General features: G+C 71.4%; 16 protein-coding genes. 15 read left to right on the top strand and 1 reads right to left on the bottom strand.

Features of this window, described 5'->3' with window-relative positions:
* Positions 1-102: 102 nt before the first annotated feature.
* From D7V97_RS28080 to D7V97_RS28040, 9 genes are all read left to right on the top strand, one after another.
* On the top strand, positions 103-1,092 hold the full coding sequence (locus D7V97_RS28080; RefSeq protein WP_120613711.1) for a MoxR family ATPase: 990 nt from the start codon (positions 103-105) through the stop codon (positions 1,090-1,092).
* A gap of 28 nt (positions 1,093-1,120) precedes the next feature.
* Positions 1,121-2,002 carry a DUF58 domain-containing protein gene (locus tag D7V97_RS28075; protein WP_120613710.1) on the top strand — a complete coding sequence of 294 codons (882 nt, stop codon included), beginning with the start codon at positions 1,121-1,123 and terminating at the stop codon, positions 2,000-2,002.
* Positions 1,999-2,985 (top strand): hypothetical protein, encoded by a 987-nt coding sequence (locus tag D7V97_RS28070; RefSeq protein WP_120613709.1) that lies wholly within the window; start codon positions 1,999-2,001, stop codon positions 2,983-2,985. The genes D7V97_RS28075 and D7V97_RS28070 overlap by 4 nt, the downstream gene beginning before the upstream one ends.
* Entirely contained in the window at positions 2,960-3,970 is a 1,011-nt protein-coding gene (locus D7V97_RS28065) for a VWA domain-containing protein (RefSeq protein ID WP_120613708.1), read from the top strand. The genes D7V97_RS28070 and D7V97_RS28065 overlap by 26 nt, the downstream gene beginning before the upstream one ends.
* A complete protein-coding gene (locus D7V97_RS28060; protein WP_120613707.1) occupies positions 3,967-5,025 on the top strand; it encodes a VWA domain-containing protein in 1,059 nt (352 codons plus the stop codon). Before D7V97_RS28065 ends, D7V97_RS28060 begins: the two co-directional genes overlap by 4 nt.
* Positions 5,022-6,038, top strand: a complete 1,017-nt coding sequence (locus tag D7V97_RS28055; RefSeq protein ID WP_120613706.1) for a tetratricopeptide repeat protein — start codon at positions 5,022-5,024, stop codon at positions 6,036-6,038. Before D7V97_RS28060 ends, D7V97_RS28055 begins: the two co-directional genes overlap by 4 nt.
* On the top strand, positions 6,022-7,899 hold the full coding sequence (locus tag D7V97_RS28050) for a BatD family protein (protein ID WP_120613705.1): 1,878 nt from the start codon (positions 6,022-6,024) through the stop codon (positions 7,897-7,899). Before D7V97_RS28055 ends, D7V97_RS28050 begins: the two co-directional genes overlap by 17 nt.
* Entirely contained in the window at positions 7,896-8,621 is a 726-nt protein-coding gene (locus tag D7V97_RS28045; RefSeq protein WP_120613704.1) for an SH3 domain-containing protein, read from the top strand. The genes D7V97_RS28050 and D7V97_RS28045 overlap by 4 nt, the downstream gene beginning before the upstream one ends.
* Positions 8,622-8,760: 139 nt before the next feature.
* Positions 8,761-9,162 (top strand): response regulator, encoded by a 402-nt coding sequence (locus tag D7V97_RS28040; RefSeq protein WP_120613713.1) that lies wholly within the window; start codon positions 8,761-8,763, stop codon positions 9,160-9,162.
* Positions 9,163-9,165: 3 nt separating this feature from the next.
* Here D7V97_RS28040 and D7V97_RS28035 read toward each other — a convergent pair whose 3' ends face one another.
* The gene (locus D7V97_RS28035) at positions 9,166-9,492 is read right to left on the bottom strand and encodes a PilZ domain-containing protein (protein WP_120613703.1); all 327 of its coding nucleotides are present in this window, start codon (positions 9,490-9,492) and stop codon (positions 9,166-9,168) included.
* Positions 9,493-9,719: 227 nt separating this feature from the next.
* Between D7V97_RS28035 and D7V97_RS28030 the strand changes: the two genes are divergently transcribed.
* From D7V97_RS28030 to D7V97_RS28005, 6 genes are all read left to right on the top strand, one after another.
* Entirely contained in the window at positions 9,720-10,232 is a 513-nt protein-coding gene (locus D7V97_RS28030; protein WP_120613702.1) for a hypothetical protein, read from the top strand.
* Positions 10,233-10,244: 12 nt separating this feature from the next.
* On the top strand, positions 10,245-10,739 hold the full coding sequence (locus D7V97_RS28025; protein ID WP_120613701.1) for an ATP-dependent helicase HrpB: 495 nt from the start codon (positions 10,245-10,247) through the stop codon (positions 10,737-10,739).
* Positions 10,740-10,754: 15 nt separating this feature from the next.
* A complete protein-coding gene (locus D7V97_RS28020) occupies positions 10,755-11,570 on the top strand; it encodes a flagellar M-ring protein FliF (protein WP_120613700.1) in 816 nt (271 codons plus the stop codon).
* Between the two features lie 16 nt (positions 11,571-11,586).
* On the top strand, positions 11,587-12,066 hold the full coding sequence (locus D7V97_RS28015; protein WP_120613712.1) for a hypothetical protein: 480 nt from the start codon (positions 11,587-11,589) through the stop codon (positions 12,064-12,066).
* Positions 12,067-12,219: 153 nt separating this feature from the next.
* Positions 12,220-13,374, top strand: a complete 1,155-nt coding sequence (locus D7V97_RS28010) for a FliM/FliN family flagellar motor switch protein (protein WP_120613699.1) — start codon at positions 12,220-12,222, stop codon at positions 13,372-13,374.
* An 8-nt stretch (positions 13,375-13,382) separates the two neighbouring features.
* On the top strand, positions 13,383-13,858 hold a 476-nt coding region (locus D7V97_RS28005), incomplete at its 3' end, for a flagellar biosynthetic protein FliO (protein WP_199728967.1).

The following is a 13,858-nucleotide window of genomic DNA, read 5'->3' as shown; positions in this document are numbered from 1 at the left end:
TTACGGGACGGGGCGCTTTGGCGGAATGTCCGGACCTCAGCGGTGTTGAGCCGGACGCCCGGGAACCCTAGGCTGCCCGCCGCCCAGGCCGACAGAGGGGACATGAACACCGACATTCGCGCGCTCACCGAACGCGTGCAGCAGGAAAGCAGCTTCGTCGAGGTCCTCAACCAGGAGACCGGCAAGGTCATCGTCGGGCAGCGGTACATGCTCGAACGCATCCTCATCGGCCTGTTGTGCAACGGCCACGTCCTGTTGGAGGGCGTGCCCGGCCTCGCCAAGACGCTGACCGTGCGCACCGTGGCGGATTCGCTGAGCGCCACCTTCATGCGCGTGCAGTTCACGCCGGACCTGCTGCCGGCGGACCTGGTCGGCACGATGATCTACAACCAGCAGACGGCCGCGTTCACCGTCCGCAAGGGGCCCATCTTCGCGAACATCGTCCTCGCGGACGAAATCAACCGCGCCCCCGCCAAGGTCCAGTCCGCCCTCCTGGAGGCCATGGCCGAGCGCCAGGTCACCATCGGCGACCAGACCTTCGGGCTGCCCTCGCCCTTCCTCGTGCTGGCCACCCAGAACCCCATCGAGCAGGAGGGCACCTACCCCCTGCCCGAGGCCCAGGTGGACCGCTTCATGCTCAAGGTGAAGGTGGGCTACCCGACCCGTGATGAAGAGAAGGTCATCATGGACCGGATGTCCGGCGGCACCTCTCCCAAGGCCCAGAAGGTCATCGCGCTGGAGCACCTGGTGCGCGCGCGCGAGCTCGTCCACGCCATCTACATGGACGAGAAGGTGAAGGAGTACATCCTCAACGTGGTGTTCGCCACGCGCGAGCCCGCGCGTTACGGCCTCAAGGACCTGGCGGACTACATCCAGTTCGGCGCCTCGCCGCGCGCCACCATCGCCCTGGCGCAGGCCGCGCGCGCGCATGCGTTCCTGCGCCACCGCGGCTTCGTCACCCCGGAGGACGTGAAGGCCATTGCCTTCGACGTGCTCCGCCACCGCATCGCGATGACGTACGAGGCCGAGGCCGAAGAGCTCACCCAGGAGAAGATCATCCAGCGCGTCTTCGACCGCGTGGAAGTCCCCTGACGGCCCGCCGCCGCCCGAGCCCGCCCAAGTGCTGCCCAAGGACCTCATCCGCCGCATCCGCAAGCTGGAGATCCGCACCCGCAAGGTGGTCTCCGACATGCTCGCCGGCCAGTACCACTCGGTGTTCAAGGGCCGCGGCATGGCCTTCTCCGAGGTGCGGCAGTACCAGCCCGGTGACGAGATCCGCTTCATCGACTGGAACGTCACCGCGCGCATGAACGAGGCCTTCATCAAGGTCTTCACCGAGGAGCGCGAGCTCACGGTGATGCTCCTGGTGGACGTGTCCGCCTCCAACGAGTTCGGCTCGCGCGAGCGCACCAAGGCCGAAGTCGCCGCGGAGGTCGCCGCGCAGATCGCCTTCAGCGCCATCGCCAACAACGACCGCGTGGGGCTCATCCTCTTCTCGGACCGCGTGGAGAAGGTCGTCCCGCCGCGCAAGGGGCGCACGCACGTGCTGCGGCTCGTGAGCGACATCCTCACCTTCAAGCCGAAGGGGAAGGGCACGGACCTGGCGTCCGGGCTCACGTACCTGACGCAGGTGTCGAAGCGGAAGGCCGTGACGTTCCTCGTGTCGGACTTCCTCGCGAAGGGCTACGAGAAGCCGCTGCGCCTCGTGGGCCGCAAGCACGACCTCGTGCCCGTGGTCATCGAGGATCCGCTGGAGCAGGCCTTCCCGCGCCACGGGCTCGTGGAGATGGAGGACCCGGAGACGGGGGAGCGCTTCGTCGTGGACACCAGCTCCTCCGCCGTGCGCGGCCGGTTCTCGCGCGCCATGCAGGCCCAGCGCGACGAGCGCCGCAAGCTGTTCCGCAAGCTGGAGTTGGATCACGTGGAGCTGCGCGCGGGCGACGACCACGGCAAGGCGCTGGCGCAGTTCTTCCGCGCGAGAGCCCGGAGGATGGCGGCATGAGGCGCGCCCTCGTCCTCGCGGCCGTGTTGTTCGCCAGCGTCCCGGTGGCGCACGCCCAGGCCCCCGCGCCCAAGGCCCCGGTGGTCCTGGAATCGGTGAGCCCCACGGGAGCGTCCGCGCGGGTGGAGCCGGAAGAGGTCCGCATCGGCGAGCCGTTCCAGTACGTGGTGACGCTCACGCACCCGAAGGATCAGCGCTACGAGCTGGTGGCGCCCACGGGTGAGAGCGCCGTGGAGCTGCTCCAGCAGACGCGCCAGCGGCAGGACGGCGCCAGCGACGCGACGACGACGTTCGGCCTGCGCTTCTCCGCGTTCGAGCTGGGGGACGTGAAGTTGCCCGACCTCGCCTTCGACGTGGCGACGCCGGACGGGCCCCGGCGCTTCGTGCTCAAGGGCAGGTCGGTGACGGTCGCGTCCTCGCTGCCGCCGGACGCGAACGGGCAGGGCGCGGAGCTGTTCGACTACCAGCCGCCCCAGGCAGTGCCCATCCGTTCGTGGACGCTGCTCTACGCGCTGGCGGTGGCGCTGGCGGTGGGGCTGCTCGCGTGGGCGCTGGTGCGCTGGTGGCAGCGGCGGCCGAAGCGCGAGAAGGTCGTCCCGGTGCTGCCGCTGGACGTGCGAGTGCGCCAGTCGCTGGACGCGCTCAAGCGCGAGAACCTGCCCGGCCGGGGGCTCGTGAAGGACTTCTACATCCGCCTCTCCGAGATCGTGCGCGGCTACCTGGGCGAGCGCTACGGCTTCGAGGCCCTGGAGTGCACCTCGTTCGAACTGATGACCACCCTGCGAAGGCTGCCCACGCCGGGCCTGCCGGAGGACGCGCTGATGCGCTTCATCTCCGAGTCGGACCTGGTGAAGTACGCCCGCGCGGACGCCTCCCCCGAGTCCTGCGCGCAGTCGCTGGCCTTCGGCTACGACCTGCTGGCCAAGACGTACGTCCCCCCTCCGCCCCCCAAGCCTGATGCCTCCGGACCTCGCGTTCAATAACCCGGAGGCGCTCTGGGCCCTGCTGCTGGCGCCGCTGCTGCTCGTGCTTGCCTTCTGGGAGCGCCGCCGCCGCGCCACGCTGCGCTTCTCCGCCGCGCACGTCTTCGCGAAGGGAGGGCGCGGGCTGCGCACGTACCTGCTGCCGCTGTTGCCCTTCCTGCGCGCGGCGGCGGTGGTGGCGGCGGTGGTGGCCATCGCGCGGCCGCAGTCGCGGGACTCGCGCGTGCGCGACCTGTCGGTGGAGGGCATCGACATCGTCATCGCGTTGGACCTGTCCACCTCCATGGAGGCCGGCGACTTCCGTCCGAAGGACCGCCTCAACGTGGCGAAGGAAGTGCTGTCGGACTTCATCACCGGCCGCGTGAACGACCGCCTGGGACTCGTGGTGTTCTCCGGCGCCGCGTACACGCAGTCGCCGCTGACGCTGGACTACGGCGTCCTCAAGGAAGTGCTCAAGCAGCTGCGCACCCGCGTGCTGGAGGACGGCACCGCGATTGGTGACGCCATCGCCACCTCGCTCAACCGCCTGCGCGACTCGGAGGCGAAGAGCCGCGTGGTGGTGCTCATCACCGACGGCGACAACAACGCGGGTAAAATCTCCCCGCTGGACGCGGCGAACATGGCCGCGTCGCTGCACATCCCCATCTACACCATCCTCGTGGGCAAGGGCGGCAAGGTGCCCTTCCCGCAGGGCACGGACCTGTTCGGCAACACCGTGTGGCGCGAGACGGAGATCCCCATCAACCCGGAGCTGATGCAGGACATCGCGGACCGCACCGGCGGCGAGTACTACCGCGCCACCGACCCGGAGGGGCTGCGCCAGGGCCTGCAGAAGGTGCTGGACTCGCTGGAGCGCTCGAAGCTGATGGAGGGCGGCGCCAGCGCCACGTACCGGGAGAACTTCCACCCGTTCCTGCTCGCGGCCTTCGGGCTCGCGGCGCTGGAGCTGCTGCTGCGCGCCACCTTCCTGCGGGTGTTCCCATGACGCCGACGTTGGACGCATGGCGCTTCACGCTGCTGGGCTATCAGGTGGGCCTGGCGCAGCCGCTGTTCCTGGGGCTGTTCCTGGTGGGCATCCTGCTCGGCGTGCTCGCGCTGCTGAAGGCGCTGGGCCGCAGGACGCGGCTGTCGGCGCTCATCGCGGAGCGGCACGTGGCGACGCTCGCGCCCGGTGTGTCCGTGTGGCGCCCGGCGCTGCAGGGCGGCCTGTATGGGCTGGGGTTGATGCTCTTCGGGCTCGCGCTCGCGCAGCCCCAGTGCGGCACGAAGAGCGAGCTGACCAAGCGCCGGGGCATCGACGTGGTGGTGGCGCTGGACGCCTCCAAGTCGATGCTCGCGCGCGACGTGCAGCCCAGCCGGTTGGACCGCGCGCGGCTGGAGCTGAACACGCTGCTGGATGAATTGAAGGGCGACCGCGCGGGCCTGGTGGTGTTCGCCGGGGACGCGTTCGTGCAGTCGCCGCTCACGTCGGACTACTCGGCGGTGAAGCTGTTCCTGCGCGCGGTGGATCCGGACATGATGCCCCAGGGCGGCACCAACGTGGGCGCGGCGCTGAAGCTGGCCAAGCAGGTGCTGGACAACGCGGACCGCGGCTCCAAGGAGCGCGTGGTGGTGCTGCTGTCGGACGGCGAGGACCTCACGGGCGAGGTGCGCGAGGCCACGGACGCGCTCAAGGACGCGCACGTGCAGGTGCTCGCGGTGGGCGTGGGCTCCGAGTCCGGTGAGCCCATCCCCGTCTACGACCGGCGCGGCGAGTTCGTGGACTACAAGAAGGACGGCAACGGCGACACGGTCATCACCCGCCTGGACCGCGGAGGCCTCACGGCCATCGCGGACGCGACAGGGGGCGCCTTCTTCTACCAGCCCAACGGCGTGGCGATGGGGCAGGTGGTGGAGCGCATCGACCAGATGCAGAAGAGCGAGCTGGAGAGCCGCGTGACGGTCCGCTACGACGAGCGCTTCCAGGCGTTCGCCATCCCCGGGCTCGCGCTGCTGGTGCTGGGCATGATGCTGCTGCCCTCGCGTCGGAGGCCCGCATGAGCGCGCGTTCGATGCGACGGCGCGCGGCGCGCACGGTGGCGGTGGGGCTCGCGGGTCTGCTGGCGCTGCCGGGGCCCGCGTGGGCGGTGGGGCCGCTGGAGAAGGACCACCCGCTGGTGCAGCGCGGGCGCGAGGCCTACGCGGCGGGCCGCTACGAGGACGCGCTGCGCGACTTCGAGGCTGCGAAGAAGGAGCGGCCGAACGACCCCGCGGTGGAGTTCAACCGCGCGGACGCGCTGGCGAAGCTGGGCCGCGCGGCCGAAGCGCGTGAAGCCTTCAAGCAGGTGGCGGAGTCCTCGCGCCAGCCCGACCTGACCCAGAAGAGTTGGTACAACCTGGGCAACCTCGCGGCCACGGCGGGCGACCGCGCGGAAGCACTCAAGTCCTACCGGCGGGCGCTTACGTTGGATCCGACGGATCCGCAGGCCCGGCACAACTATGAGGTCGTGCTGCGCGACCTGCCGCCGCCCCAGAGCCAGCCCGATGGTGGCACCGATGGGGGCCAGGACGGCGGCGACGACGGCGGGCGTCCGGATGGCGGCGAGGACGGCGGCAAGAAGGGCGATGGAGGCTCGCCGGAGGATGCCGGCACGGACGGCGGTGCGGATGGCGGCGCCGACGGCGGTGCGGACGGAGGCACCGACGGTGGTGCGGACGGCGGCGCGGATGGCGGCGGCGGGGATGCCGGGCCCGGTGATGGCGGGGCGGATGGCGGCTCGGATGGTGGGAAGCAGGACCCCAACCAGAAGGGCGACGGCGGGGCGGATGGCGGCGCTGACGGTGGCCAGGATGAGGGCGACGGCGACGCCAAGGATGGCGGCACGGACGGCGGCAGCGAGGGTGACGAGGAGACGGAGCGGGAGCCGCGCGATGGCGGCGTGTCTCCGGGAGACGTCGACCGGCAGGAGGCCGAGCGCCTGCTGGATGCGATGAAGCAGAACGAGAAGAATCTCCAGCTCTGGCGTTTCCAGCAGAAGAAGAAGCCGAGGAAGCCCAATGAGAAGGACTGGTAGCGGTCGCACGGCGCTGCTCGCCGTGCTCGCCCTCCTGGCCACGGCGCCGGCGTGGGCGGCGGACATCGAGTTCTACCAGACGGTGGACCGCAACGAGGTGGGCACCACCGACACCTTCACGCTCACCGTGGTGGTGGTGGACGCGCCGTCCAACGCCCAGGTGCGCCTGCCCGAGTCCGACGACTTCGAGGTGCTGTCCTCGTCGCGCGGCAGCCAGCGCTCCATCTCGCTGTCCGGCGGTGGCCCCGCCGTCATCCAGGACGTCACGCGCCACGTGCTGATGCTGCGCGCCGTGCGCGCGGGCCGGTTCACCATCCCGCCCGCGACGCTCAACGTGGGCGGCCGCACGCTGCGCACCGACTCCATCCCCATGACGGCGCGCGAGGGCCGCGTGGGCAACGCGCCCCAGGCGCAGCAGGGCGGCCGGCCCGGGTTGCCGGATCCGTTCCGCAACTTCCGCAACATGCCGGATCCGTTCGGGGACGAACCCGACGTGCAGGACGACGAGCCGGTGATTCCGCGCGGGGACTCGGACCTGTTCCTGCGCGCGAGCCTGGACCGGGACGACCTCTACGTGGGCGAGCAGGCGACGCTGTCGCTCTACATCTACTCACGCGTGGACCTGTCCAGCGTGGACGCCGTCACCATGCCCAAGCTGGAGGGCTTCTGGACGGAGGAGGTGGAGAGCCCCACGCAGCTCACGGGCGAGCAGAAGGTGGTGGACGGCATCCCGTACCGCGCCTACCTGCTGCGCCGCCGCGCGCTGTTCCCGGTGAAGTCCGGCACGCTGGCCATCACCCCGGCCGAGGCGGACATCACCACGGGCTTCCTCTTCGCGGGCCACCGCGTGCACCGCGTCTCCAACGGCTTGAAGGTGAAGGTGCGGCCGCTGCCGCCCGGCGCGCCCCCGAACATCTCCAACGCGAACGTGGGCTCGTGGCGGCTGTCGCTGGACGTGTCGCAGACGCGCGTGGAACTGGGGCAGCCCATCACGGTGAAGGTCATCCTGGAGGGCGTGGGCAACGTGAAGAACGTCACCCCACCGAAGCTCACCGGCCCCGCCGCGCTGAAGATCTATGAGCCCTCCACGACGGACAAGCTCACGCCCAACCGCAACCGCATCCAGGGCCGCCGCGTGGTGGAGTACCTGGTGATGCCGCAGCGCACGGGCACCTTCACGCTGCCCACGTTGGAGTTCCCCTTCTTCGACCCTACGCGCCGCCAGTACGACGTGGCGCGCACCGACCCGGTGACGGTCACCGTGGAGGCGGGCGCGGGAGGCGTGTCCTCGCTGCCCTCGTCGATGACGCCCGCGCAGGTGGCGGACGCGGCCAACGAGCAGAAGAACGTGCTCACCGCGGGAGGCCTGCGCCCGGTGCGCAATTCGGCGCACTTCGTGGGGCCGTCGCAGCCGGTGTGGATGCGCCCCTTCTTCGTGGTGGGCGTGCTCGCGCCGCTGGGGCTGCTGGCGGGCGTGGCGGTCATCGGCGGCATGCGCGGCCGGCTGGCCACGCGTTCGCAGGCGGGCCGGGGGCGTCAGCAGGCGAAGGCCGCGCGCAAGCGGCTGGCGGAGGCGGAGAAGCTCAAGGCGGGCGCGGACGCGGGGGCCTTCTACGTGGAGGTGGAGAAGGCGATGGTGGGCTTCCTGGAGGCGCAGCTCGGGACGCCTGTGGGGGGACTGACGCGCGAGGCGCTCGGGGCGAAGCTGGCGGCGTCGGGCGTGGGCGAGGAAGCGCGCACCCGCGTGCTCTTCGTGCTGGAGGCGTGCGACCTGGGCCGCTACGGCGGTGGGGTGGAGCCGGGTGAGCGGCGCAAGGTGCTGGCGACGGCGGCGGCGGTGATGGAAGGCTGGGGCGGATGAGCGACGCGGCGACCCAGGGCTACTACACCGCCGAGGAAGCGCAGGCCGTCTTCCAGCAGGCCAACGACGCCTACGTGCGCGAGGACTACCCCACCGCGCAGGCGAGCTACGAGAAGCTCATCGCGCACGGCTTCGGCGGGCCGGACGTGCTCTACAACCTGGGCACCACGCACCTGGCCCGGGGCGACCTGGGCCGCGCGGTGCTGGCGCTGGAGCAGGCCCGGAAGCAGGGCGGGCGCTCGGAGGACCTGGAGGCCAACCTGGCGCTGGCGCGTGCGCGGCAGGTGGACAAGGTGGTGGGCTCCACCCCGGACGAGGCCTTCCTGCCAAGACTGGCGGCAGCGACCGACGGCGCGGCGGCGGCCTGGGTGTTCCTGGCCGCATGGCTTCTGGGGTTCGCCCTGCTGCTCCTGCGGCGCGTGTTCCCCTCCGCCCGGCGCACGGTGGTGGCGGTGGTGGCGGGCCTGTGCCTCACGGCGGCGGTGCCAGCAGGGCTCCTCCTGGGGGCGCACATCTGGGTGCACCAGAACATCCATGAGGCAGTGGTGCTGTCCCCCACGCTCGTGGCGAGGGAGCTGCCCCGCTCCGAGGCCCGCTCCCTCTTCGAGGTGCACGCCGGCCTGAAGGTGCAGCTCCTGGAGGAGACCGGGAAGTACGTCCGCATCCGCCTGCCCAACGGCCTGGAGGGCTGGGCCGAGCGCGACGGCGTGGCCGAAATCTAGGCGGGGCAGGCCGGACCCTGGCCTCCGGGGCTGTCCGGCAAACCGGTTGTGGCCCGCTTTCGTACAGAGGGGGGGGCGTCCTGGCGTGGCTCCGCTGGACGTCGACGGGGCAATGTCCTACGAGGGGCCGCGAGGAACCATGGCTGGCAACGCCCAGGCACCCTTCCACATCCTGCTCGTCGAGGACGAGCCCGTCATCCGCGAGTTGGTGCGCTCCATGCTGAGCGACGGCGCGGTGGACGTGGTGTGCGCGGCGCATGGGCTGGAGGGCCTGAAGCTGGCCCGCGGCGGCACCTTCCACCTCATCCTGATGGACGTGGTGCTGCCCCAGTTGGATGGCATCTCCGTGTGCCGCATCCTGAAGAGCGACCCGGCCACCGCCGGGGTGCCCATCTACATGCTCACCGCGAAGGCGAAGAAGGCGGACGTGGCGAGCGCGACGCAGGCGGGCGCGGACGGCTATATCCACAAGCCCTTCCGTGGCGCGGAGCTGATGGACCTGGTGGAGCGGCTGCGCGCGGCGCGGCCCCCCGCGGACTGACGCTCAGGGCAGGTGCGGGTGGAGGAAGCGGGCGAGGGCGATGAGGTCGTCCCAGTCCAGCTCGCCGAACTCCAGCGCCACGCCGTCCACTTCCCGGCGGCGGATGGTGCACATCGTGACGAGCTCGTGGTCACCCGGCAGCGGCAGCGCGATGGTGAGCGCGCGCTGCGAGTCGGCAGGGTGGGCCTGGAGGAACAGGCCATTCATGGAGATGTCGCGGGCCTGCGCCTGCACGGTGCGGCCCGACAGGAGCACCTTGACCTGGAGCCGGGCTTCGACGCGCGGGTGGTAGCGCTCGGTCGTTCGGGGTCCGCCAGTGGGGGTCATCATCGGAATGCTCGCCTTCGGGTGCGACAGGACGCGACAACTCTGATGCAGGTTGGCGAGGAGGCAAGTTTTCCGGCTTCTGCCCGCCGTCCCGCGTCGCGGACCCGGAGCCCGCGCGCCGGAGGGCTCCCGGGACGGTGCGGACGTCAGGACCCGAGTGGTTTCAAGCAGTTGGGTCCTGGCATGGGCGGTGGAAGGCAACCCCGGCGAATCGCTGCCGGAGGCACCCCGTGGATCCAGACCGTCGCATCTCCTCGTTGAGCATCGCCCAGACCGTTCCGCGCCAGACACCGCAGACGGACTTCGGCCCCACGTTCGCGCGAGCAGCGCGCGAGGTGGTGCGCACCGGGGCCGGGCTCGTGGGCGGCATGCTGCCCGCGGGCGTCATCTCCAGCGCGGCGGTGGCCGGCCTGCGCGGCGCGGTGTCCGCCGCGGTGCCTTCTCCCCTGGCGCTGACCGCCTCCGCGACAGGAGGCGCGTCCGCTGCCGGCGCGACCACCTCCACGATGTCGACGCACGCCACCGCCACGGGGACGACGGCGGGAGCGACGACGGGGCAGGGGGACGCCTGGGACCTGATGGAGGCGCAGCGGCTGATGAACGCGGAGGGCCAGAAGTTCAACGTGGCGTACCTCACGCTCCAGAACGAGATGCAGAAGGAGAGCCGTGAGCACAACGCCATCTCCAACATCATGAAGGTCCGGCACGACTCGGCGAAGGCCGCCATCAACAACATCCGCTGAGGCGCGTCCGCGATGGCCATCGACAAGCTGGGAGCAGTGGGCGGCGCGGGCCCTTCGCCCGCGGTGGAGTCCGGGAGGGAGACGTTCGGCAAGGTGCTGGAGGGCGTGAGCGCGCCCGGTTCGGGGCCGCGCGGCGTGCCGGTGACGACGGAGGGTCCGCCGCGTCCAGTGCGGACGCCCGCCGAGGCGACCGCCGGTCCGGCGCGAGCGGAGGGAGTGGAGAAGGCGAGGGCAGGCTGCGCGGAGGTGGCACCGGGCGCGCGCGTGGACTCGGTGCAAGCGGCGCGGGGCCAGCAGGTGGTGGAGGTGCTGGACCGGGTGGGGCAGGCGCAGCAGCGGTTGGATCACATCCTGAAGCTCGCCGAGTCCGGCCGCACGTTCAGCCCCACGGAGTTGCTCGCGCTCCAGGCCCACGTCTACCGCGCCAGCCAGGAGCTCGATCTCGCCGGCAAGGTCGTCGAGAAGGCCACTGGCGGCGTCAAGCAGGTCCTCCAGACCCAGGTTTGAGGAGTTCCCGTTCCCATGCGTTCCGCTCCCTTCCGCTGTCTCTTCTTCCTCCTGCTCCTGGGCGTTTCGGCGTGCCGGGAGCGCATCCAGCACGGGCTCGACGAGCGTCAGGCCAACGAGCTGCAGACGGTGCTCGTCGAGCGGGGGCTCGACGCGCGCAAGGTGCCCGAGTCGGGCAAGAAACCCACCTGGGCCATCGAGGTGACGGACGCGCAGTCCTCGGACGCGGTGCGCATCCTGGCGGAGCTTGGGCTGCCCCGGCTCGCTGCGGAATCCGGATGCGACGTGTTCGGAGGCAGCGGCCTCGTGCGCTCTCCGCTGGAGGAGCAGCTCTGCCGCGTCCGGGTGATGGAGCGGGAGCTGGAGAAGACGCTCCAGACGGTGGACGGGGTGCTGCTGGCGCGGGTGCACCTGGTGGTGCCGACACCGCCGAGGCCGGGCCAGCCGCAAACGCCGTCGAAGGCTTCGGCCATGCTGCGCACGGTCCCGGGCGGCGCGGCGCGCGTGCGCAAGTCCTCGGACACGCTGCGGGAGCTCATCGCGGGAGGCGTGGAAGGCCTGGCGCCAGAAGCGGTGTCGCTGCTGGTGGACGAGGTGACGACGCGGGTGGAGGCTCCGTCGCCCCCCGGGGGAACGGTGCCGTTGCGGCTGCGGGTGTTGCTCGCGCTGCTGGGCGTGCTGGTGACCGGACTGTCCGGTGCGCTCGTCTGGGCCACGCTTCGATGGAAGCACTACCGGGTGCTGGCGGAGAAGCCGCCGGTGGTGGCTCCTGCCGCGCCGACGCCCGCTCGACCGGTGGTGACACCGGCCTCCGCCCGCAAGCTGGCCTGAGAGGGAGATGGGTGCCATGGAAGCCACGCGCGTAGGCCGGGCGATGCGCCTGGCCCGGAAGCTCCTGCCGGCCCGGAAGGAGGTGCCTCCGGCGACGGTGGTGGACGTCACGTTGCCCGCGTTGTCCCTGCCTCTGGAGCGCATCGCGCTGGTCGTCTGCGTCCTGGCGAGGGAGCGCGCCTCGGAGCTGTTGGAGGGACTGATGGACGCGGAAGCGGGCAGGCCGCTGCGCCACCTGGAGCGGTTCGTCGCCATGCCTTCGGCCCAGCGGCAGGCGAAGGTGGCGGTGGAGTTCGGTGAGCGCGCGGACGCCGCGAACCGGCTGAGCGCCTTCCTGGACGTGGCCCCCGAAGCGCTGCGCCGGGAGGTCTTCCAGCGGCTTCCGCCGTACCACCGCAGCCGCTTCCCCCACCTGGAGGCAGAGGCCCCGGTCGCGGAATCAGCACCGGTCCTGGTCGCCCTGGCGGAGCGGTGCATCCGCGAAGCCACGCGCTGAAGTGCACCGGTTCGGGGAACGCCATCCCGAACCGGACACGCCGCATCCCGATACCGGACGTCGACCTCGCGCCAACACCCTGATTCCACGGGCCGGGCCCTGGCCGTGTCCGTGCACAGGAGGCGTGTGTCCCCTTGCAGCCTGGAGTCCCGGATGGAAACGAGTCCTGGCAGGTCCACCCCCAGCCCCGCGAAGAAGCCCGCGCGCCCGTACCGGTTGGGTGCGCGCCGACTGACGCGAGCCCACCTGTTGCTGGGACAGCGGCCCCAGGTGGCGCGGTGGGGCGCGGAGGTGCTGCACGACGTGGGCGCGGCGTTGGCGCGGGACGTGGGGGCCGCCGTCGAAGTGGAGGGCCACCTGGTGGACGCGGCGGTCCAGCCGGAGCGGGAGCTGGCGCTGGGGGTGGTGTTCGCGCTGGTGGAGCTGTCGGCGGTGGGGGGGACCGCCATCGTGGAGCTGGAGGTGCCGCTGGTCTTCGCGGCGTTGGCGCGGCTGGCGGGGACGGGGCTGCGTCCGGGGCCGGTGGCGGAGCTCACGCGGCTGGAAGAGTCCACGCTGGTGTACCTGCTGCTGTCGGCCCTGGCTGCGATGCGTGGGCATGGAGCATGGGTGCGGAGGCTGGGACCCCGGCTGTCCGCGGTGACGATGCGGCGGAGTGACGTGCTCACGCGGGTGGACACGCGCCAGCCCTACGTTGCGGTGGCGCTGTCCCTGTCCGTGGAGGGAGTGAAGGCAGGAGGTCGGGTGCTGCTGCCCGCTCGCGCCGTGCAGACCGCCTTCCAGGAGCTGCCCGTGGAGCCAGGAGCGGACGTCGCACCGCAGGTGCTGGCGGCGTCCGTGCCGGCGCGCTGTCTCGTGGGGCGCAGTCCGTTGCAGCCCTCCGCGGTGGACGCGCTGTCCCGGGGAGACGTCGTGCTCTTCGAGGGCGTGCGTCTCCGGGACGGTTGCCTCCTGGGAAGGGGCCAGTTGATCGCACGGGGGTTCGTGCTCGGAGGGGAGTTTCTCGCGGACGGTTTTTCAACGGGAAGCGTGCGCTCGCACGCGGCCCGACAGGAGTCGGACATGGCGGTGACGAACAAGCGGAGCGAGGCCATGCCCCCGCTTCCGGTGGACGTGGAGATCGAGCTGACGCGGGTGCTGCTGCCCCTGTCGGAGCTGGCGGCGCTGAAGCCGGGCACGTTGCTGCCGTTGCACGTCAACGCGAGCAGCCCCGTGTTGCTGCGCGTGGGCGACCGCGTGGTCGCGCGTGCGGAGCTGGTGGATATCGAGGGCGAGGTGGGCGCCCGCATCCTGGCGTTGTTGCCGTGAGTGCGCCGATGAACGCCCTCGTGTCCTCGTTCTCTCCGCGCGGCCGGCTGCTCTGTGCGGCGGCGCTGCTCGTAGGACTGGCGACGCTCGCGCCGCTGGGTGGGTTGTCGTGGGTCGGTACCTCGCGCCTGCTGGTGGGCTCAATGGCATTGGCGGGGTTGGGCTGGGTGCTGTTCCGCAAGGGAGGAGGAACCGGGGACGCGAGAGCGCCCCGCGTGGAGCCCCTGAGCATCGTCTCCCGGACGGGGCTTTCGCAGCGCTGTGGCCTCGCGCTCGTGCAGGTGGACGGGCGGCACTACCTCGTGGCGTATGGGGACACCTTCGCGGAGATCCACGAGGCCCGGGGGGCGGAGGTCGCTCCCGCACCGAGGCCCCTGCCGGCAGCGAAGCCTCGGGTGGACCTGGACCTGGAAGCGACGGTGCTCTTCACCCGCGCGCAACGGGCCCGGCAGGTGTGCAGCGCTACGCGGAAGCGGGGTGGGGG

Source organism: Corallococcus sp. CA053C (genome assembly GCF_003611675.1).
Classification (GTDB): domain Bacteria; phylum Myxococcota; class Myxococcia; order Myxococcales; family Myxococcaceae; genus Corallococcus.
This window is presented reverse-complemented; position numbering and strand designations above follow the sequence as displayed.